Source organism: Leucobacter luti (genome assembly GCF_004217175.1).
GTDB classification, from domain to species: Bacteria; Actinomycetota; Actinomycetes; order Actinomycetales; family Microbacteriaceae; genus Leucobacter; species Leucobacter luti.
The window spans coordinates 225639-247147 of sequence record NZ_SHKI01000005.1; the positions used below are offsets into that span (position 1 = coordinate 225639).

Annotated in this window: 14 protein-coding genes; 9 read left to right on the forward strand and 5 right to left on the reverse strand. The window is 71.9% G+C overall.

What is annotated here, in order from left to right:
- Window positions 1-23: 23 nt before the first annotated feature.
- Complete coding sequence (locus EV139_RS10140) at window positions 24-2393, forward strand: CDP-glycerol glycerophosphotransferase family protein (RefSeq protein ID WP_130454219.1); 2370 nt, start codon at window positions 24-26, stop codon at window positions 2391-2393.
- Here EV139_RS10140 and EV139_RS10145 read toward each other — a convergent pair.
- Window positions 2390-4297, reverse strand: coding sequence for a DUF5979 domain-containing protein (locus EV139_RS10145; RefSeq protein WP_130454220.1), 1908 nt, complete (start codon window positions 4295-4297; stop codon window positions 2390-2392). The genes EV139_RS10140 and EV139_RS10145 overlap by 4 nt on opposite strands.
- A gap of 326 nt (window positions 4298-4623) precedes the next feature.
- A complete protein-coding gene (locus EV139_RS10150; protein WP_130454221.1) occupies window positions 4624-5754 on the reverse strand; it encodes a 3-isopropylmalate dehydrogenase in 1131 nt (376 codons plus the stop codon).
- 177 nt (window positions 5755-5931) lie between these two features.
- Between EV139_RS10150 and EV139_RS10155 the strand changes: the two genes are divergently transcribed.
- Entirely contained in the window at window positions 5932-7422 is a 1491-nt protein-coding gene (locus EV139_RS10155) for an aldehyde dehydrogenase family protein (RefSeq protein WP_130454222.1), read from the forward strand.
- Between the two features lie 83 nt (window positions 7423-7505).
- Complete coding sequence (locus tag EV139_RS10160) at window positions 7506-8309, forward strand: SDR family NAD(P)-dependent oxidoreductase (RefSeq protein ID WP_130454223.1); 804 nt, start codon at window positions 7506-7508, stop codon at window positions 8307-8309.
- A gap of 408 nt (window positions 8310-8717) precedes the next feature.
- On the opposite strand, the gene EV139_RS10165 is transcribed toward EV139_RS10160, so the two are convergent.
- The 3 genes from EV139_RS10165 to EV139_RS10175 form a co-directional block, all read right to left on the reverse strand.
- On the reverse strand, window positions 8718-9416 hold the full coding sequence (locus EV139_RS10165; RefSeq protein WP_130454224.1) for a metal-dependent transcriptional regulator: 699 nt from the start codon (window positions 9414-9416) through the stop codon (window positions 8718-8720).
- A 78-nt stretch (window positions 9417-9494) separates the two neighbouring features.
- Window positions 9495-10094: a class F sortase gene (locus EV139_RS10170; protein ID WP_130454225.1), complete on the reverse strand. Its 600-nt coding sequence runs from the start codon at window positions 10092-10094 to the stop codon at window positions 9495-9497.
- A 125-nt stretch (window positions 10095-10219) separates the two neighbouring features.
- Window positions 10220-13978: a S8 family serine peptidase gene (locus EV139_RS10175; RefSeq protein WP_130454226.1), complete on the reverse strand. Its 3759-nt coding sequence runs from the start codon at window positions 13976-13978 to the stop codon at window positions 10220-10222.
- Window positions 13979-14107: 129 nt separating this feature from the next.
- On the opposite strand from EV139_RS10175, the gene EV139_RS10180 reads away from it, so the two are divergent.
- Genes EV139_RS10180 through EV139_RS10205 form a run of 6 tightly spaced genes read left to right on the forward strand, consistent with a single transcriptional unit; the run spans window position 14108 to window position 21494 of the window.
- Complete coding sequence (locus EV139_RS10180; protein ID WP_130454227.1) at window positions 14108-15244, forward strand: heme/hemin ABC transporter substrate-binding protein; 1137 nt, start codon at window positions 14108-14110, stop codon at window positions 15242-15244.
- Window positions 15241-16428 (forward strand): FecCD family ABC transporter permease, encoded by a 1188-nt coding sequence (locus EV139_RS10185; protein ID WP_241989019.1) that lies wholly within the window; start codon window positions 15241-15243, stop codon window positions 16426-16428. Before EV139_RS10180 ends, EV139_RS10185 begins: the two co-directional genes overlap by 4 nt.
- Window positions 16425-17300: a heme ABC transporter ATP-binding protein gene (locus EV139_RS10190; protein ID WP_241989020.1), complete on the forward strand. Its 876-nt coding sequence runs from the start codon at window positions 16425-16427 to the stop codon at window positions 17298-17300. Before EV139_RS10185 ends, EV139_RS10190 begins: the two co-directional genes overlap by 4 nt.
- Window positions 17297-18346 carry a hypothetical protein gene (locus EV139_RS10195; RefSeq protein ID WP_130454228.1) on the forward strand — a complete coding sequence of 350 codons (1050 nt, stop codon included), beginning with the start codon at window positions 17297-17299 and terminating at the stop codon, window positions 18344-18346. The genes EV139_RS10190 and EV139_RS10195 overlap by 4 nt, the downstream gene beginning before the upstream one ends.
- On the forward strand, window positions 18343-19920 hold the full coding sequence (locus EV139_RS10200; protein WP_130454229.1) for an HtaA domain-containing protein: 1578 nt from the start codon (window positions 18343-18345) through the stop codon (window positions 19918-19920). The genes EV139_RS10195 and EV139_RS10200 overlap by 4 nt, the downstream gene beginning before the upstream one ends.
- On the forward strand, window positions 19917-21494 hold the full coding sequence (locus tag EV139_RS10205; RefSeq protein WP_130454230.1) for a hypothetical protein: 1578 nt from the start codon (window positions 19917-19919) through the stop codon (window positions 21492-21494). The genes EV139_RS10200 and EV139_RS10205 overlap by 4 nt, the downstream gene beginning before the upstream one ends.
- Window positions 21495-21509: the final 15 nt, after the last annotated feature.

A 21509-nucleotide genomic window follows, 5' to 3' on the forward strand; every position in this document is an offset into this window, starting at 1 on the left:
CGCATCCTCTACAGTTGGGGGCGATGAGTACCGCAGGATTTACCTTCGCGCAGGGCAACCTCGCCAAGTTGCTCGCCCTCCCCAAATACCTTCTCTCCTTCCTGGTCGCGTGGTGCGTGCCGCGCGCCGCCAACCGCTGGGTGTTCGGGAGCGGCATCGGCGTCGGCGAGGGAGCGCTCGCGGTTGCGCACGCCCTGCAGCTCGACGACCCTGAGGCTGAGATCTCCTGGATTGTGGGCGACGACGCTGAGGCCGACGCCGCGCGGCACCACGGCTTCACTCCGGTATTGCGGCACGGGTGGGCCGGGTACTGGGCCACCCTGCGCGCCGGCCAGCTCGTGGTCACCCACGGCCTCGGCGACGTCAACCGGTTCGGCGTGATGGGCGGCAGGGTGATTCAGCTGTGGCACGGCGCTCCGCTCAAGCGGCTGCACCTCGACTCCCCGGTCACCACCGCCGTGCGCGGGCCCGCGCCCGTGCGGGCGGTGCTGCGGCGCATGTACCTCGCTGGCGCCCGCGAGGTCGACCTCTACGTGGCGGGTTCGCCCCTCGCCGCCGACCGCCTGCGCTCGGCGTTCAAGGTCGATCCGGGGAAGGTACGCGTGCTCGGCGATCCCAGAGACGACGCGGTGGCGCAGCAGGCCGCCGACCCCGCGCTCGCGGCTGCCGCGCGCCTGGCGATTGACGCCGCGCTCGGGGCCGACGGCCGGATCGCCGGCAGCCGGGCTGTGGTGCTGTACGCGCCCACCTGGCGCGACGGTGCGCCGGATCCGGCGGTGCCCACCTCCGCGGAGGCGGCGAGCATCGCCGCGGAGCTCGCGCGCCTCGACGCGCACCTCGTGATCCGACCCCACCCGCTCGGCCACGGCGCGTACGAGGCGTTCGCGGGGGAGCGGATCCACCTCCTCGGGGCCGAGGTGGTGCGCGACATGACGCCGCTCCTCGGCGGGATCGACACCGTCATTACCGACTACTCCTCGATCGCACTCGACTATTCGCTGCTTGGGCGGCCAATCGTGTGGTTTGCCCCTGATCTGGCCAGCTACACGGCACACCGCGGGCTCTACGAGCCGCTCGAGGTGACCAGCGGCGGCAGGGTTGAGCACGACTGGGCCGGCGTGCTGCGCCGCCTCGGGGAACTCGGCGAGGGGTCCGCGGCGCGGCGCGCTGCAGAGAGCGAGACACGTGCGCTCGCCGCACGCTTCCACGCGCACCCGGAGGGCGGGGCCGCGACGCGCGTGCTCGCCGCGATTCGCCAGCTCGGGCTGCCGGTGCGTGAGCTGGTGCCGCCCGGCGGCGTGTTCTTCGAGAGCTTCTACGGGCGACAGGTCAGCTGCAACCCCCTCGCGATTGATCGGGAGGTTGCTGCGCGGTTCCCGAGTGCGACGCGGTACTGGAGCGTCACGAGTGAGCGCCAGGTGGTACCCGAGGGCGCCGTCCCCGTGCTCGTCGGAGGGCGCGAATGGCACGCGGCCCGGCGCGGTGCGGCGCTCCTCGTGGTGAACGACTGGCTGCGTCACGGCTTCCGCCGGAGGCGCGGTCAAATTGTGCTGCAGACCTGGCACGGCACCATGCTGAAACACCTCGCGCTCGGGCGGCCCGGCGTGGGGCTGCGCACCCGCCTCGCGATCCGGCGGGAAAGCCGGCGCTGGAGCCTGCTCCTCTCGCAAAACCCGCACGCAACTGAGCAGTTCCGCAGCAGCTACGCGTTCGGCGGCGAGATTCTCGAACTCGGCTACCCGCGGGTGGACCGCCTCGCGCGCGCCGCGATCGGGGACGGACGCAACCCCATCGCGGTGCGCTCGGCGCGCGCCACACTTGGAATCCCCGCAGAGGCGCGCGTTCTCGCCTACGCGCCCACGTGGCGCGACGGCGGGGTCACCGTGGTTGACGAGCTCGACGTGCGCCGCCTCGCCGACGAGCTTGGTGAGGACTGGGTGGTGGTTGCGCGCGGACACACGCGGACCCACGCATTCGGGGGCTATGGCGCGACCGCGGGGCGGGTGCTCGATGCGTCGCAGCACCCCGACGTGAACGACGTGATTCTTGCGGCGGACCTGCTCGTGACCGACTACTCGTCGATCATGTTTGACGCCGCGGTGGCCCGGGTGCCGCAGCTGTTCTTCGTGCCCGACCTCGCGGCCTACCGTGACCGGGAGCGCGGCTTCACCTTCGACTTCGAGCGCGAGGCGCCCGGCCCCCTGCTCGACACCCGCGAGGGAGTCGTGGCGACGGCGCACGAGTGGGCGCGTTCAGGCGCCGCCGCGAGCTGGCTCCGCCCGGACGCCGCGGCGGCGTGGCGAGAGCGCTTCGCCCCCCACGACGATGGCCACGCCGCCGAGCGCGTCGTCCAGGCCCTCGTCGAGCGCGGCTGGGAACCCGCCGCGCGCTAGGCGCGCGTGCGGGCCCGACGCAGCCGCGGGAGCGCGGTCGCGAGGCCGAGCGCGACGAGGACTCCGCCGGTGAGCGCGGGAACGAGTGATCCCGGCCCGCCCGTCGAAGCAAGCCCGGCCGGGGCGCCCGTGCCGCCTGGATTCGCGGTTGGCGGTGTCACTGTGCCGGGAACGTTCGTGACCCTCGTGGGGTTCGTGAGTACCACAGCGACCGTCTCGTCCGCCCGGATCACGAAGCTCGCGGTCTCGCTCGGCGCACCACCGGAGACCGAGAACCCGGGGGTCCCGAAGGCGATCGTGCGTGCGTCGGCGTCGGCAACGTCGAGCGGTACGGCGAAGATTTCGGTGAGGGTGACTTCTGTGCCCGCGGGCAGATCCCCGAGCCCGACCGTGCCGTTGGGTGTCAGCGTGAAGTCGCCGTTGCGATCGATCTCGGGCCCCGTGGCGGTGTAGAGCACCCTGAACTGCGTAGTGGCGGGGACGAGCTCGCTGCCGGGCCCGGTCACCTCCTTAGTGAGGGTGAATCCGCCCGTTGGCGTCTCGGGCACCGCGAGCGAATTGGTGAGCGTCACCTCGATGGTCTGCTCGGCGAGTACGGTGATCGTCGCGGTGCCGTCCCCGTGGTCGACCACGCCCGCGCCGGTGTACCGCGGGGCGTTCCATTCGCCCGCCTGAAGCGCGGGCAGCTCTTCGGTGAGTGTCACGACGGTGCCCGCCGGGAGATTGTTGAGGCGCTGAGCGTCTCCGCCCGCGGCGAGGGGGAGCTCCCGGGTTTCGGCCAGCCCGAACCGCGTGAAGCTCGCGTCAACGAGGTACTGGAGATCCGGTTCGACGGCGCCCTCTGTGACCTTGCGAATTTCGATCTCCCCGCGGGGGACGCCGGATCCGGTACCGCCTCCGGTCTCGGTGATCGTGACGGATGCGCTGCGGTCTACGCCGTTGAAGCTCGCGGTGTTGCTGAATGCGTCACCGGGGAAATACGGCACCACAATCTGCGTGTGGTAGAACACCTCGTAGATCTTTTCGGGATCGATCGGCCCCGGGATCGTAACGACGAGCTCGTGGGTATCGGGGAAGCTCTCAACCCGCGCGTCCGTGATGTCGTCCCACTCGTTCAAGTCCCACGCGGCCTGCGTGCGGGCCATCGAGTGGACGAGCAGCGGGAAGTCGGTGCTGCCCTCAATGAGCTCGAGATCGTTCGAGTACACATCGCGAATCACAAGGTCTCCGGCCGCGTTGACGCGGTTCCCGGGGGCTACGACCTTCCACGCGATCACGCTTTCGTGGCCGGTCACCACGAAGCCGCCCTTGTACACGTCCGTGGGCATGGGGTCGGGGCGTGGGACGATGCCGCCGCTCCCGGGCAGCGGGATCATCACGTTGCCGGCACCGACGCCGAACTCGACCTGGGTGTTCTCAGTCACGGTAACCGCCTGCACCTTGAACCAGAGGAGACCGCCGACGTCGTCTTTGCCGGTGATGTAGTCAGATAGTGCGCAGTCAATGTAGGCCCGTGTCTCGCCGTCCTTCGGGGTGACGGTGCAGATGCCCGCATCGCCGCCGCCCCTGACTTCGAGTGGGAACGTGCCGCCGTTAACGTTGAACTCGGTGGGCAGTACGAGCCTGAACGTGTCGCCCGCGACGGCGTTCGGCGGCGCCGCCCAGTCGGCGCTGACGCGGAGTTCGTCGTAGAGCACGACCTCCGACCCGCCGGTGGTGTGCGTGATCGTGATGGTGCCCGGGTCGATCGCTTCGACCGGGACGGCCTGCGCGGGGGCGGTGCTCAGTGCCGCCCCGAGGAAGACCGCGCCAACGGCAATGAGTGCGTTGGCGATCCGAGCGCGGCGCTTGCCGGCGCCCCGTTTCGGCGGTGTAGGGGTCTGCGCGGTCGCGTGGTGAAGCATATTCGTCCCAATCTGTGAGGCGGGCTCGCAGATTGCGACCCGTGCACTTTCGCACGCAGCGACCGTGCTTCCCCCCTGAGAACGAACGCGTACGAGGCGCGAAGTTAGTATACACGTGATGGGATACGGACTGCGTCCACACAAAATACGTCAGGATCGGGTGTTTGCGCAATGGTGTGTGTCTGGACAGCGGGCTTCCGGGGCGAGTCACCCGCCACGTGCCCCGCGCCACGCGCGAGGGGCGCACCGGGGACAGCGCGCGGTGCGCGGGGCCGCAGCGCATCTCAGTGCCCCGCGCCTCCGCGCTTAGCCTCGCGCCTCCGCGCCTAGCCTCGCGAGGGGGCAAGTGTCGCGAGCTGGCCCAGCAGGGAATCGGGGACGAGGGTCGCGTCGGTGGCGGCATCGCGCACGAGCGCGGCGATGCGGGCGCCCACCTCGGAGGTGCTCATTCCCATTTCAGCGCCGGCGAGCGCCGGCAGCTCGCCGAGTACCTGCACCGTCGCGGCTTCGACCGCGCGCGCTGCCTCGCCCTCGCCGAGGTGACCGAGCAGGAGCGCGAGCGACAGGATCGCTCCCGAGGGGTTGGCCCAGCCCTTTCCGGCGATGTCCGGGGCGGAACCGTGGATTGCCTCGAACATGCTCGGCGCGGTGCCGTCGAGGTTGAGGTTCGCGCTCGTTGCGACGCCCAGGCCGCCCTGGATGACCGCGCCGAGGTCGGTGATGATGTCGCCGAAGAGGTTGTCGGTCACGACCACGTCGAAGCGCTCGGGGGTGAGGGGGAGGTGGAAGCACATCGCGTCGACGTGGACGTAATCGGTCTCCACCTCGGGGTACCGCGCGGAGAGGTCGGCGACGACCTCCTGCCACAGCTGCCCCGCTGCGACGAGGATGTTGGTCTTGTGGCACAGCGTGAGCTTCTTGCGGCGGCCGAGCGCGAGCCTGAACGCGAAGTCGACCACCCGCTCGATCCCCGCCCGGGTATTGAGCGACTCCTGCATTGCCACGGCGTTGGGGGTGCCCGCGTGCACGGTCGAGCCGCTGCCCACGTACGCGCCCTCGGTGTTTTCGCGAACGATCACCATCTCGCAGCGTTCGGGGGTGAGACCCGCGATCGGCGTGGGTACGCCGGGGTAGAGGCGCACGGGTCGCACGTTCGCGGCCTGCTGGAAGCGCTGTCGCATTTCGAGAATAAAGCCGCGCTCAAGGATTCCGGGCGTCACCGCCGGGTCGCCCATCGAGCCGAACAGGATCGCGTCGTGTCCGCGAAGTGCGTCCTGGACCTCGGCGAAGAGCTCTCCGGTGGCGAGGTAGTGCTGCGCGCCGGCGGTGATCTCGGTGCGGTCGGTGCCGAACCCGAATCGGGCTTCCGCGGCGTCGAGCACGTCGAGTGCGCAGCCGACGACCTCGGGTCCGATTCCGTCGCCCGGGAGTACAGCGAGGGAGTAGCGGTTCGTCATGGTGGGTCCTTCCGACTGGTCGCGCCCGGCCGTGCGGCTCTGCGTTGGCGATCGGGCGATGTTGAACTATATTAACTGGTAAGGCCACTCGTTGGTGGCCCGAGTACCCAGGTCATCCGTTGCACCGCGGCACGCGATCCGTCGCCGCGGCGTCAGCCCGCACGCAAGGACAGCACGATGCGCGACACGCTCTCACTGATTGCCCCCGCCGGCCAGCTCCCCATCGGGACCGAGTGGCGCACGGTTGCGGCCGCGCAGGATGTGGTGTTCCCCTACGACGGCTCCGTCGTGGCCCAGGCCCCCGTCAGCGCCGTCCAGGACTCGCGGGATGCGCTCGACGCCGCCGAGGCTGCGCGCCCCGAGGTTGCCGCGCTCACCACCGCGCAGCGCAAGTCGGTGCTGCTCGCCGTGCACGATCGGCTCAAGGCTGAAGCGGAGCGCTTCGTCGATCTCCTCATCCTCGAGACGGGCAAGCCGCGCGTCGACTGCCAGGTGGAGATCAACCGCACGATCGTCACCCTGCAGGCGACCTCTGAGGAAGTCTCGCGCATCCACGGCGAGACCGTGCCCCTCGACCTGCAGGAGCTCGGCCGCGGCATGATCGGCTACTACAGCCGCAAGCCCGCGGGAGTGGTCGTGGGAATCGCCGGGTTCAATTACCCCGTGCTGCTTGCCTCGCACAAGCTCGCCCCCGCGATCGCGGCGGGCTGCCCGGTCATCATCAAGCCGGCGCCCAACACGCCGCTTGCCACGCTCGAACTCGTGGCGATCGTGCGCGAGGTGCTCGTGGCGCACGGCATCACCGCCGCGGCCGTGCAGCTGGTCAACGGTGCGCCCGAGATCGGGGAGGTGCTGGTGCGGGATCCGCGCGCCCAGGTGGTCTCCTTCACCGGTTCCGCGAAGATCGGGCACCTGATCGCGCAGCAGGCAGCGCCCCGCAAGACGCTGCTCGAACTCGGCTCCAACACCGGCTTCATCGTCGCTGCCGATGCGGACGTCGATGCGGCCGTCGACGCGGTGCTTCGTGGTGGGTTCTACGCAAACGGACAGGCCTGCATCTCTGTGCAGCGTGTGGTGCTTGAGCGGCCCGTCGCCGCAGCGTTCACCGAGCGGCTGCTCGCCCGCATGGGTGAGGTCGTTGTCGGCGATCCACGCGCCGCGGAGACCACCGTCGCCCCAGTGATCAACGCGGCATCGGGCGACCGGATCCGCGCGCTGCTCGCGGACGCCGTCGCAGCGGGGGCGACCGTCCTCGCTGGCGAAGGCGCACCCGGGGCGGCGGATCCGACCGCCAACGCCGCGCTCGTGCAGCCCACGGTGCTCGGGAACGTCCCCGCAGATTCCGAGGCCTGGGCGGAGGAAATCTTCGGACCCGTGGTCTGCCTCACCGAGGTCGACTCGATGGACGAGGCAATCGACCTCGTAAACGCGTCCCGGTACGGGCTGCAGGCCGCGATCTACACCTCCTCGCTGGAGAGCGCATTTGCCGCGATCGAGCGACTCGAGGTCGGCGGGGTGGTCGTCAACGAGATCCCCGGATTCCGCTCGGACATCATGCCCTACGGCGGCGTGAAAGATTCCGGTGTCGGCCGCGAAGGCCCTCGCTACGCGATCGAAGAGTTCACGGTCACCCGCATGGCGATGATCCGCCCCCGCGCGCGCAGCTAGCGCTGAGCGCGCAGCCCCTCCCGTCCCACCCATACCACCGCCCCTCCCGCCCCGCGCGACCCCGACACTCAAGGACTCCGAGCATGACGCAGCCTCCCGTTTCCCCCGACTACACCCGACTGTTCCGCCTCGACACCAGGACGGCCGTGGTCATCGGTGCGGGGTCGGGGATCGGGCGCGAGTCCGCGCAGGCGCTCGCCGCGCAGGGGGCCCACGTGGTCGTCGCAGACTGGGCGCTCGACGCCGCGGAGGCCACCACCGCGCTCATCCGCGAGCAGGGGTGGTCGGCCGAGGCGTACCAGCTCAACGTGCTCGACGACGCCGAGGTTGAGGCGGCCGCCGAGCGCTTCGGCGATGCGTCGGCCCTCGTGTTCACGGCGGCGACCAACGTGCGCAAGCGCATGGACGACTACACGATGGACGAGTTCGACCGGGTGGTCAACCTCAACCTGCGCGCCTCGTTCCAGCTGATCCGTCACTTCGGCAAGCGGTTCGCTGCGAACGGCGGGGGCTCGATCATCGGCTTCGCGTCGATCCGCGCCCAGGTCGTCGAACCGGGGCAGGGCGTCTACGCCGCAACGAAGGCGGGCCTCGTGCAGCTCGCCAAGACCGCCGCCGCCGAGTACGGCGCGCAGGGTGTGCGCGTCAACGTGGTGGCCCCCGGCGTGGTCGAGACCCCGCTCACCGCGCAGATCACGGCCAACCCGGAGTGGTACAACGCGTACGCGCAGAAGAGTGCGCTGGGGCGCTGGTCGCGGCCGGATGAGCTCGCGGGTGCGGTCGTGTTCCTCGCCTCGGACGCGTCGTCGTTCGTCACCGGCACCACGCTGACTGTCGACGGCGGCTGGACCGCGATCGACGGCCGCTTCACGCCGCCCGCCTCCTAGGCGCTGCGCGGCGTCGAGCCGCCGCCGACTCCTAGGCCCGCCCGCTCGCCCCACTCCACTCCACCCCACCCCACGAGCGTGCGGCTTCGTCGCGAGTGTGCGGCTTCGCGTCCGGTGGCAAGCCGCACGCTCGCGCGTGAACCCGCCGCTCGTGGGCGAGCACGCCGCTCGCGGGGGAGATGGGGCCGCCGTGGCAAGTGCCGCCCCATCCGTTCCAACACCACCCGGCGCCGCCCCACCCCGCCCGGCGTCGCCCGACCCCACGAGCGTGCGGCTTCGTCGCGAGTGTGCGGCTTCGCGCCCGGTGGCAGCCCGCACGCTCGTCGCCGAAAGCGCCACTCGTGGGCAAATGGGGCGCGGGCGCACCGCTACCTACCTGTCGCCGCCCACCCGCCGCCAGCGCGGCGCTCAGGCCACGAAGACCTGTGCCGCCTGGGCGTGATCGAGGTCGAGCGGGGTCTCGGGCCCGGCGAGCGCGGTCAGGCGCACCCCGATGCCGCTGCGCTCAACGAGCACGGCGGTGCCGGGCAGCGCGCCGGCCGCGGCAAAGCGCTCAAGCAGAGCGGGGTCCGACTGCACGGTCTCGCCGATCGACACGATGCTGGCCGGTGTCTCCGGGTCGGCGTCGAATGTGCGTCGCAGCGCGTTCACCGCCGCGGGGTCGCGGTGTGGCAGGGCCGCCCCGCGCTCCGCCTCGGCGAGGGTGGGGATCGGGTTGCCGTAGGGGGATCGCTCGGGGTGGTGCAGCAGCTCAGCGATCAGCTCGGTGGCGCGGTCGCCCATCGCGTGCTCCCAGCGCGACGCCTCGGTGTGCGCCCACGCCCAGTCGAGCCCGATGGTGTCCACGAGCAGGCACTCGGCGAGGCGGTGCTTGCGCATCACGCGCAGTGCGAGTCGCCGGCCCTCGGGGGTGAGATACAGTCGGCGGTCGCCGGGTACCGCGAAGAGCAGCCCGTCGCGAATCAGGCGGTTCGCGGTCTGCGTCACCGTCGACGGCGCGTGGCCGATGCGCTCAGCGAGCCGTGCGCGCAGCGCGTCGGTGCCGATCTCCTCGCACTCGAGTACGGCACCGAGATAGGCCTCCGTCGGGTTGAGGAGCGCGTCCATTCCGGCCCTCCTCCACTCCGCGGTGCTCGCTGCATCGACTGCCAGCTTATCGGCCGCGCAGCCGGTGCCGGAGCAGGCTCACTCGGCCTGTCGGGCGAAGACGACGACGTTGTCCGGTGCGAGATCGCGATCCGCCTGGAACAGGCAGGTGATGAGCACGAGCCGGCCGGGATCGCTCTCCCACACGTTCTCGAGCTCCGCGAGCCGGGTCTTTTCGTGGCGTTCCGAGCCGATGACCTCGTACGCGACCGTCCCCGTTTCCGTGGCGAGGAGGATCTCGTCGCCGGGCATGAGCGTGGTGTCCTGCCGCGCGCGGTCAACCAGCGGGTCGAACACCGCGCGCGCGTCCGCGGAGGTATGCCCGATGAGGAATACGGTGTTGTCGGTTCCGGATCCGGGCATGCCGTAGTCGCTCAGCCAGTACGCCTCGTCGGCGGTGGGGGGATCGAGCACGGCGGCCGAGCCCACCGCGAGCGGGAGCACGTCGGCGACGAATCCGATCGCGGGTACCGCGACGCCGCTCGGGGCGGCGGCCGCCGCTGGCGGGAGCTCGTCGGAGATCCGCGGGACCGCGCGGCGCTCGGCCCCCGTGGGCGGTGCCGGCGGTGCGAGGAGCTGCCAGGCCCCGAATCCTACGAGTGCCAGCCCGCCGACCACCGTGAGCGCCGTTGCGCCCACGAGCGCGCGGCGCCACGCGCGGCTCGGTCCCCGGGGTGCCCGGGGCTCCCCGGGGTCCAATGCCCCGCGGGGGATGGCTGGCGACTCTGGCCCCTGATCTCGCGCGGCGGCGTGGTGGTCGTCGCTCACGATGCGGCTCCGGGCTCGGCGGCAGTGCGACCCGAGCCGCGGAGGCCGAGAAGCACGACCCCGGCGGCGGTGAGCAGGATCAGTGCCGCGCCGAGCAGCATGAGCTGTTCCGCGGTGGTGAGCGCGAACCCGGGGGCCGTGATCGTCGCCGGGAGCACCGTCGCCGCATCGCGCACCGCCGCGGGCGCGCCTGTCGTGGCCGCGGCGCCGGAACCAACCGTCACCTCGACCCAGCCGGCAAACGCGCGCTCGGCATCGGTGAGCGCAAAGCGGTACGCACCGTCTCGCAGCGTGGTGATGTCGACGCGCAGTTCACCGTCGTCGTTGACCCTGATCCAATCAACCGGAGTCTTGCTCGGGTACACGTGCAAGAAGAACCAGTCCCCGGCCGAGCTGCCCGGCACGGTGAGGTGCGCGATCCCGTCGGAGACCCGCACGAGCACCCCGCCGCAGTTCGCTGCCGTGAGTAGATTCTGGGTGGCGACCGGCGGCTTGGGGGTGAACTCGGGTTTGGGGGTTGCCTGCGCGGCCGGGGCGCGCAGGCCGCCGGATGCCGCGCCGCCGGACGCTCCGGCGGCCGCGCCGCCAGCGGCCGGCAACGCGCCCAGGCTCGTGGGAGCCGCCGGATCGGTGCCACCGGGCGCCGTCGGCTGCCCCGTGCCGGTGCCCCCGGTGTCCCCGGGCTGTGTGGGGGTCGGCGGCTGCGGGGTGACCGGCGGGTTCGGCGTCACCGGCGGTTTTGGCGTCACTGGTGGTTTCGGCTCCGGCTGTTCCGGCTGCTGCGCCGCGGACCCGGCGACCCAGTTCACCGCGTTGACGAGGATCTGCTGCCCGGCAGCCGACCAGGTGCGCGCGTCCGAGGCCGCGTGGCTCCCGTGCATGGCGAGGTACGCGTGGCGGGTGCCGCCTCGCTCGTCGACCGCGATGCCCGGGCCGCGTGACTCGACGCGCACGGCCTCACCATCGCGCACCCGCACGATCGTCTGCGCGAGCACCTGGGCGGTCGGGCTCGTGAGCCCGTCGAACGAGGCGACGTACTTCTCGGAGTCCGCACGTGAATCCTGCAGCACGATGCTGCCGGCGATGAGCTCTCCCGTTGCGATCGCGCCCGGTGCGAACAGCGGGTGCTCGGGCTGCTCCCAGATCCGATACCCCGCGGCCGCCACGGTCGCGTCGATCCCTGCGGTGCGCGCGGCGGGGGAGCCCAGTTGCTCGTGGAGCGCGCCGAGCCCGGAGGTCGCCGTGGCGCCGAGGTCAAGCCAGACGATCCCCGTCCCGGCCGCGTCGGCGCTCGCGATTGCCGCGGTCAGTGCCGCGGGCGTCACGGCACCCGGGTCGTCCCACACCACGGCGTCGTAGCCGGCGAGTACCGCCGGATCCGCCGGGAGGGTGGCGAGGCCGGTGGCCACGGCGTCCTGCGTGGCGATGAGGTCCACGGTGCGCCCGGTCTGGTCGCCCAGCACGAGCACGGTGGGGAGTGCCGCGAGCCTAAAATCGACCACGGTCGCCGCGTCGGAGGTGGGAAGGATCTCTGCCGGCTCGGACGTCGCCGTGTAGCGCCCCTCGGTCGCGGCCCGGAACCGATGCGTGCCCACGGGGACTCCGTCGATCCTGAATTGCCCGGTCGCGTCGCTCGTGGCGCTCAGGTCTTGTCCGACCAGGGAAACCAGGGCCCCGGCGAGCGGGGCGCCGCTCGCCGCGTCGGTCACCGTGCCCGTCGCCACCCCCGCGGTACGCGGCGTGAGTGCCGCCGCGACCTCCGCGAAGCCGTCTGCCGCAACCGTGACCTCGCGTGCCTCCGTGGCGTAGCCGAAGCGCTCGAGGATGATCGTGTAATCGCCGGGGGTGAGGTGCGCGCGGACGCGCCCGGTGGTGTCGGTGCCCCAGACCTCGCCTCGCTCGCCGTAGCTGACCGTCACGTCGGCGAGCGCGGCGCCCGTCTCGGCGTCCGTCGCGAGCACGTCCACGCCGGCGTCCCCGCGGACCGCGGCGACCGCGGCGTCGAGGTCGATGATGCCCGCCCCGTAGCGCGTGTCACCGCTGGCTGGCGCGCCGTCGGGATGCCAGGCCGTTGACTCGAGTGCCTGCTCGATCGCGTCGACGCTGAGGCCGGCCTGCGCCGACCTGAGCGCGGCGACCGCCCCGGCGACGTGCGGCGTCGCCATCGAGGTGCCCGAGGAGCGGCCCCAGCCGCCGCCGGGAACCGAGGAGATCACGTCGACGCCGGGGGCCGAAGCGTCCGGCTTCGTGAAGTCGCCCGACGGCCACCCGAAGCGCTCAACGACGTCGGCGCCCCAGCGCGTGGTCCCGCCGCAAGAGCGCGGGTCCACCCCGCGCGCCTCGTTCGTCATGCCGACGCCGAACGCGTCGAAGGATGAACTCGGGTTTGACACGCAGCCGGGGCTGCGATCGCCGTCGTTCCCCACGGCGACGGCCGTGAACACGCCGGCCTGACGCACGCGGTGGAGCACGTCGAGCAAGAAATCGCTGTACGAGTTACTGACCCCGAGCGACATGTTGATCACGTCGGCGGCGCGGCCCGCGGGCTGCCCGGTCGAATCGTAGGGTGCGAGGGTCCACTCAAGCGCGGCAAGGATCTTCGCGTCGCTGCTCCCATCGCTGATCGCGTTGACCGCCATGAGCTCGGCGTCCGGTGCAACCCCGATGCGGGTGCCGGAGGCGTCGCCGCCGAGCACGGTACCGGCGACGTGCGTGCCGTGAGTGGCCGGATCGGCCGGGCGCTTCGGCTGCGCCGTGCCGGTGCGGTCGAGGTGGATCCAGCCGCCGGGGAACAGTGGATCGTGTGGATCATCGGTGGCGATGCGCTCGCGCAGATCCGGGTGGTTGGGGTCGATGCCGGTGTCGAGCACCGCGACCCGAACGCCGTGCCCGGTCGCGCCGTACTCGGCCCACGCGTCGGGAGCGTTGATCTGGTCGAGTCCGTAGGTGACGGGGGTGCCGTCGCGATCGGTTGTGGCGGCGAGCGCGCTCGGATCCGTGACCGGCTCGGGCGACTCGACGGCCTCCAGCGGCGTGACCTCCGCGTTCGGGGCGACGCTGAGCGCTCCGGGGAGCTCGGCGAGGGTGCGCAGCATCGCGGCGCTCGGCTCCGCGCTCACCAGCACGCTCGCAGCGATCCAGAATCGGTTGAGCACTCGGATGTCGCCGGCGCGCTCAAGCTCGGTGAGGGCGGGCTCCGCCGCTGCGAGCGCGGCGTCGGCGCCCCGCTGGAGTGATGCCGCCGCGAGCGCCGCGTCGCCCTGTGCGGCGGGGGCGATCCCGGTGTCGGCGAAGCGGATCAGGATCTCGGCCTCGCCGGTCTCCGGATCAAACCACGGCTCGGTCGGTGCCTCCGCGGCCGCCGTGGGCTCGTCGGCCGCCGGCTCACCGCCCGCTGGCTCGTTCGCCGCCGGCTCGTCGGCCGCCGCGCGGCGTTCGCTGGAGCCAGCCGAGTCGGCCGAGTCAGCCGGCCCGGCCGAGCCAGTCGACTCAGCCGGCCCGCTCGGCGGACCCGATTGCTCCGGGGCGCCCGCCCCGCCCGTGGCGTCACCCGCCGCGAATGCCGCAGCGAGCTCGGGGGCGATCTCGGCGGGGGCGGAGGCGAGCGCCGCCGCGCCGCCGAGGTGCGGGGTGAGCTGCGCGAAGCCGGCGAGCCCAGTGAGCGCGACGGCGATGGCGAGGGCGCCGGAGGCCGCGGCCGCGAGCGGGCGGCGGTGGCGGGTGATGCGGAAGCTGGGTGTCTGGAGCAAAGTCATCTCTCGATCTGCGCGCGCGAGCCTCGGGGGAGCAGCCCACAGAAAGCCGGCGCGTGGAGTAACATCTGATGCAGGTTAGGTAATGCGAAGGATTGAACATCTGACCTAAGTAATGCTAGCCTAACCTCCGTGAATCTCGTCAACGGCGGGCCTCGGGCCCGCACCCTTCGATTTGGTGTGGCCGCACTCGCCGCGCTGCTCTCGGTGAACCTGGTCGGCTGCGCGCTCGTCTTTGGCGATGCGCCGAGCGTGGCCGACGCCAGCCTCGCCGCGGCAGACAGCCCGCGCCTGATGGAGGGCCCCGAAACCGCCCTGCTCGACAGCCCCGATATCGAGGCGATCACCGACGACCCGCGCCCCGAGCTCCCGGTCACCTTCACCGGGCTCGATGACGTCGCCGTCGAAATCACCGACACGAGCAGGATCCTCGCGCTCGACGGGACCGGCAGCCTCGCCTCGGTGGTGTGGGCGCTCGGCTTCGGGGCGAGCGTGGTGGGGCGAGATCTCACGACCGGGTGGGAGTCGGCGAAGCACCTGCCGCTCGTCATGGACAATCACACGCTGAACGCGGAGTCGATCCTCGATCTCAACCCCACCCTGATTCTCACCGACTACAGCGTCGGCCCGTACGACGTGCAGCTCCAGATGCGCAACGCCGGCATCCCCGTGGTGTTCTTCGACGGAGCCACAGACCTCGACGATATTCCCCGGCTGATTGGCGATGTGGCCGAGGCGCTCGGGGTGCCCGCGCTGGGGGAGCGCTACGTCGCTGACTTCAGCGAGCGCCTCGACACGACGATCGCGAAGATCCGCTCGGTGGCGCCGCGGGCCGAGGAGGACCGGGTGCGCACGGTGTTCCTGTATATGCGGGGGCGCGCTGGCGTGTACTACATGTACGGCAACAACCCGGACGGGACGCCGGGGATCGCCGGGATCCTGATCGAGCAGCTGGGGGCGATCGACGTCGCTGGCGATGAGAACTGGACGAGCGGCAACCTCACGGCCGAGGGGCTAATGAACCTTGAGCCGGACCTGATCCTGATGCTCACGCTCGGGCTCGAGTCGGTCGGCGGGATTGACGGGCTCCTTGAGGTGCCGGGCGTTGCGCAGACCCCGGCCGGCGATCGCCGCCGCGTGGTCGACATGAGCGACTACGAAATGTTCACCTGGGGGCCGCGCACGCCCGACGTACTGACGGCGCTCGCCGAAGCGATCTACCACGTTGACCTCGACGCCGTTGAGCTTCCCGCGGGGGCTGCGTCGTGAGCGGCCTCGACACTGGCGCCGTCACCCTGCCCGGCACCCACGAGCCCACAGGCGACCGGACGCGGCCGGTGCTCCCGGCCGCGCCCGTCGGCGCCGAACTCCCGCGGGTCCTCGACTACGGGGAGACCGCGGCTGCGCTGCCGCGACCCAAGCGCGGCAGGGTCACGCTCCTGTTCGTGGTCCTGGGCGCCGGACTGATCGTGGCGACGCTGCTCGCCGCTGCGCTCGGCCAGATGCAGATCCCCGTGACCGAGGTGATCGGATCGCTGTGCCGCCGCGCGGGGCTCGTCTGCGGGGCCGAGGCGGTGCACCCGAACGCGGACGCGGCGCTGTGGGAGGTGCGCTTCCCGCGCGTCGCGCTCGCCGTGCTCGTGGGAATGGCGCTCTCGTCCTCCGGCGCCATCATGCAGGGCGTTTTCGGCAACCCGCTCGCCGACCCCGGCATCATCGGGGTGTCCTCGGGCGCCGCGGTGGGCGCAAGCCTCATGATCATCACCGGGCTCGCCGCCGGCTCGAGCTTCGCGATCCCCGCCGGCGCGTTCGTCACTGGCGTGCTCACCGCGCTGCTGATCTACTCGATCTCGCGCTCCGGGGGACGCACCCGCGTGATCACGCTGATCCTCGTGGGCGTGGCCGTCAACGCGTTTGGCGGCGCCGCGCTCGCACTGATGACCTTTTCTGCCGACATGAATCAGCGCGAGCAGATCGTGTTCTGGCAGATGGGCAGCCTGGCCGGATCCCTCTGGCCCCAGGTCGCCACCGTCCTCCCGCTCGTGGTCGTGGGGCTCGCCCTCGCGTTTCTCGTCGCTGGCAAGCTCGACCTGCTCAGCCTCGGCGACGATGCCGCCCGGCACCTCGGCCTCAACATCGAACGGCTGCGGATCGGTTCGATCATGATCGTCTCGGTGCTCACCGCGGCGGCGGTCGCCTTCGCCGGGATCATCGGCTTCGTCGGCCTCGTGGTGCCGCACGTGATCCGCATGATCGTGGGGCCCGGGCACCGCGTGCTCATTCCCGCCAGCGCGCTCGGCGGCGCGCTCCTGCTCGTCGTCGCCGATACCTTCGCGCGCACCGCCGTCCCCTACGCGGAGCTGCCGCTCGGCATGCTCACCGCGATCATCGGCGGACCATTCTTCTTCTTCCTGATCCGCGCGACGTCGCGGAAGAACGGGGGCTGGCTGTGAGCCGGATCGGCCGCTTCACCCCGCACCCACCCGCACCGATCGGGCGCGGCGAGGTGGTGCTCAGTGCCGCGGACGTTTCGGTGACGCTCGGCGGCAAGCGCATTATCGCCGAGGTTGGATTCCAGGTGCGGTGCGGTGAGGTGCTCGCGATCATCGGGCCAAACGGGGCCGGGAAATCGACGCTCCTCGGGGCGCTCGCCGGGGACCACCCCTACGGCGGCGCGATCACCCTCGACGGCCGCGAAGTCACCGCGTGGCCGAACCGGGAGCTCGCGCTGCGCCGGGCCGTATTGCGGCAGAACAACTCGGTGAGCTTCCCGTTCTCCGTGGTCGACATCGTGAAAATGGGGCGCGCCCCGTGGCGCTCGATCACCCCGGTTGAGGAGGACGACCGGATCATCGCCGAGGAGATGCTGCGCTCCGACACGTTCCGCTTCGCCGAGCGCAGCTACACCTCGCTCTCCGGCGGGGAGCGGGCACGGGTGTCGCTCGCCCGCGCGATGACGCAGCGGACGGGTCTGCTGCTGCTCGATGAGCCGACGGCCGCCCTCGACATCAACTACCAGGAACAGGTGCTCGCGGTGGCGCGGCGCACCGCGCGGCAGGGCAACGCGGTCGTCGTCGTGCTGCACGACCTCGCCGCCGCGGCCGCGTACAGCGACCGGGTGCTCATGCTCGCGGACGGCACCATGCGGGCCTGGGGCACCCCTGAAGAGGTCCTCACCGAGGAGCTCGTCAGCGAGGTCTACCGCCACCCCGTGCGCGTTGGACGCGACGCCGACGGGGCGCTCGCGATCACCCCCATCAGATTCCCGGACGAGGATCCCGCCGCGACGGGTACCCACGCACACCCCGAAAGGACCCCCAAATGAGAGCGCAGGAATCACCGCTGGCGACGCCCCGGCGCGGCCAGCCCCGACGGGCGGCGGGCAGGCGGATCGCCGCCGTGCTGCTGCCCCTGCTGGCGGCGCTCCCGATCGCGGGGCTGCCGCTCGCGCTCGGCAGCACTCCGGCCCATGCCGCCGCGCGCGTGGACGTCTCTCCCGCGCCGAGCGCCGACGCGGCGACCACGGTCGCGCTCTCCGGCAGCGGCTTCCAGTACCAGCCGAACGCCCCGGGCGGCGTCTACGTGTTCTTTGGCGCGGTGGCGGATCCTGCGACGAATTCGTGGTCGCCGAGTCAGGGGGGCAAATCGGGCGAGACGTTCGCGTACGCGGGCACCGACGGCTCGCGGCTGCTCGTCGCGTTTGCCGGCGGCAGCTCGTCCGGTGAGGCAAACGGGGTGATCGACGCGAACGGTGCGTGGTCGGCCCAGCTCACGATCCCCGGGGCGAGGTTTACCGCGAGTTTCGGCAACCCGCACGAGGGGGCGCAGGGTGCCGGCCAGGAGATCGACTGCCTGCAGGTGCAGTGCGGGATCATTACGATCGGCGCGCACGGCCTCGTCAACGCGAACAACGAGTCGTTCACCCCGGTGAGTTTCGCCGCGGCCAACGGCCAGCTGCAGTCGGGCAGCGGGGCGGTGCAGGAGTTTGGTGGGGCGAGCACGAACGACGCCGCCACCAAGATCGAGGTGCCCGGCGCCGCGGAGGCGCCCGCAGCGGCCGCCGACGAGACCGGCGCTGAGACGACCGCTGCCGCACCGCAGCCCGCCGCCGCACCGGGTGTAGCCGACACCCCGGACGCAACACTCACCTGGGTGGTGCTCGGAGTGCTCGCGGTTGCGGTGCTCGCGCTCGGGGCCGCGATCACGGTGGTCACCGTAAAGCGGCGCGGTGCCGCGCGCGCTCTCGCGGCGTCGACCGCCACCGCCACGCCGCCGGGTCCGGGAGCTCCGGCCAGCGGTCCCGCGCCCGAGGGCACGGTCACTGGCGGCGCGAGCGCGGCGTTCCGCGCGCGTGAGGAGGTGGGGTCATGAGCCGCGGTGCACGCCTCGTTCCCGCCCTGGGCCTCGCCGCGGCGCTGCTGGCGTCCCTCGCGGCACCGGCCACACTCGCCGCCGCGGCTCCGGCGGCGGCTCCCGCTCCGGCGCTGGCGGCTTCAGCTCCGGCCGCGGCTGACGGTCGCGCGACGATTTCCGGGGGAGAGCTCACCTGGGGTGTGCGCACCTCGATCCGCAACTACCTCGAAAACTTCGGCCACACCGAGGGCTACGTCGCCGCCTACGACGGCGCGAGCTACCGGAAGGGCGACGCCGGGGCGCGTTTCCCGGCCGCCGCGGGGTGGGTGGACGCCGAGAACGACGAGGCGAGCATCAGCTTCGCCGGCCGCCTCCACATGCACGGCTTCGGATCGCCCTGGCTGCACTTCGAAGACCTGCGACTCGATATCTCCGGCGGTGTGGCGTCCCTCACGGTCGACATGCGCGAGAGCTTCACCACGCCGACGCGCGTCGACGACGTGGTGCTCGCCACCTTCCCGCTCGCCGGGAGCGACCCCGTCCGCGTCGAGGGGGAGCGCGTGGTAATCCAGGGCGAGGAGGGAACGTTCCCCGAGACCATCGGGGCGAACCACCTGCCCCGGATGGACGGACAGCCGACCTACGGTGGGGAGAACGCGTACACCGACCCGTTTGCGCTCACACTCGAGCTCGCGGCGGAGCCGGGCACGACGCCGGAGCCGGGAGTGGACCCCGGCACCGACCCCGGCACCGATCCTGCGCCCGATCCCGATCCCACCCCGGTTGCGCCCGGCGCCTCGAAGGCGGCGGCGCACGGTACCAGCACCGCCCGGAACGCGGCGGGCGCCGAACTCACCGTGAGCCCGGCGTACAGCCTCGCCGACACGGGCCAGACCGTGCGACTCGAAGGCACGGGGTTCCCCACCACCGGCTCGGACGGCACGAACTTCGGCGGACTCTACGTGCTCTTCGGCTGGGTGGATCCCGCCGCGGGCGCAAACTGGGGCCCCGGGAGCGGCGGCACCTCCGGGCGCACGTTCACGTACACGCAGGACATCGAGCCGCAGGGCACCTACCAGAGCATGGTCAGTTACCCGGGCAACACCACGGTGCCGGGCTTCCCCACGCTGAGCGCCGACGGCGCGTTCGAGATGGAGCTGCCGATCCTCGGGTCGCGCTTCGAGAGCCAGCAGGGGATCGACGTTGACTGCTACGAGATGCAGTGCGGGGTCATGCTGATTGGCGCCCACGGCAAGACAAATGCGCTCGGCGAGGTCTTTGTGCCCGTGTACTTCACCGACAGCGCGGAAGAAACCGGGGGCGCTGCGCCGCAACTCCCGGTCGCGGCGCCCGTCTCGGCAAACCCAAACGCCGCGGTGCCCGCCGCGGGGACGGTCGGAACGGCGCAGCCGAGCGGCCTCGCCGTCAACGGCGGCCTCGCAGCCGGGGGTGCAGGCGACCCCGCGCGCACCGCGCTCCTCGGGGGCGTCCTCTTGCTCAGCGTCGGCGCGCTCGGTGCGGCGCTCATCTTCAGGCACGGCCGCCGCGGCGGTCCGGGTCGCACGAACTCGCAGATCGGAACCACAGCATGAGCCACTCGCCCACGTCACATCGCCGCCGCGCGGTCGCGGCGATCGCTGCCGCCGTCATCGCCGGCGGTGCGCTCACCACGGTCGGAGCCGCCGCCGCGAGTGCCGCGCCCTCCGGCTCCGCGACCGGGATAGGGGTGAACCAGCCGAGCGGTCAGCCGCAGCCGCGTCTCACCGTCGCGCCGGCGGCGGACCTCGACCCGGACGCCCCGAGCACGGTCACCCTCACGGGCACGAACTACGCCACAACCTCGGCCTCGGGCAACACCCTGGGTGGCGCCTACACGCTCTTCGGCGCAATCACGCTGCGCGACGCGGCCGACCCGGGCAGCTGGGCGCCCACGAAGCGCGGCGTCAGCGGCACGCACTACGACTACGCCGGGGAGGCGGGCCTCTACCAGCTGATGGTCAACTATCCGGGCAACACGACCGAGCCCGGGATGCCCTACATGGACGCGGCTGGCAACTGGACCCTTGCGGACCACGCGATCCCCGGAGCGCGCTTCACCTCGCAGTCGGGCAACACCATCGACTGCCTCGCGGCAGACACGCAGTGCGGGTTCATGACGATCGGCGCGCACGGCCAGCGCTCCGGCGGGGTCGAGGTGTTCACCCCGGTCACGTTTGCGGGCGAGACGCCGGGCACCGGGCCCGGGACCGATCCGGGAACTGAACCGGGCACCGACCCCGGCACTGACCCGGGAACTGACCCTGGGGTCGACCCCGGCACCGATCCAGGCACCGACCCGGTCGTGGTGCCCGCAGACCCCTGCCTCGTCACAGAGGTGCCCGCGGACGCCGAGCTCACGGTGACGGGCGCGGCACTGAGCGGCACGGCCGCCGCAATGTCGGTGGTGCCGGGCCGCTACCTGCCCTGCGCAAACGCAACGGAGGTGGTGGTCTCCGGCACCGGATACGACCCGACGAAGCCCGTCTACGTTGGGCTCGGCGCACTGGCCGACCACGGCAACCCGGAGGCGTGGCGCCGCAGCGCCGGCGGCGCAAGCGGGCCCGACGGCGACTACGACTACGGCCTGCCACGGCTCGTCGTGGCGCAGGGCTCCGAGGACGCCGCACTTGCCGACGCCGAGATTGGCGCCGACGGGACCTGGCAGCTCACACTGACCGTGCCCGGGAAAGACGTCGCGAGCTTCTTCGGCGGCACGATCGACTGCGCGGTCGCCTACTGCGGTGTATTCAGCTTCGGGGCGCACGGCAGAGTCGCAGCGGCGAACGAGGCATACGTGCCCGTCTACTTCGGCGGGCAGGATCCCTCCGGCACCCCGCCGACCAGCCCGACCTCGCCGACCACCCCCACCCCGACCACCCCCGCGCCGCCGTCGGGCTCCGGGAGCGGCGCACCGGTGAGCGGGACTCCGGTGCCGGGCACGGCGCTCCCGGCAGCCACCCAGACGACCGGCCAGAGCGGCGTCGGCGTCAACGGCGGCCTCCCCGCCACCGGCGCGGCCGGGGCAGCGCGCACCGTCCTCATCGGCGGGGTACTGCTCCTCAGCACCGGACTTCTCGGCGGCGTCCTGCTGCTGCGGACACGCCGGGGCGCAGTGCGCCCCATCTGACTCGGGACCGGGGAC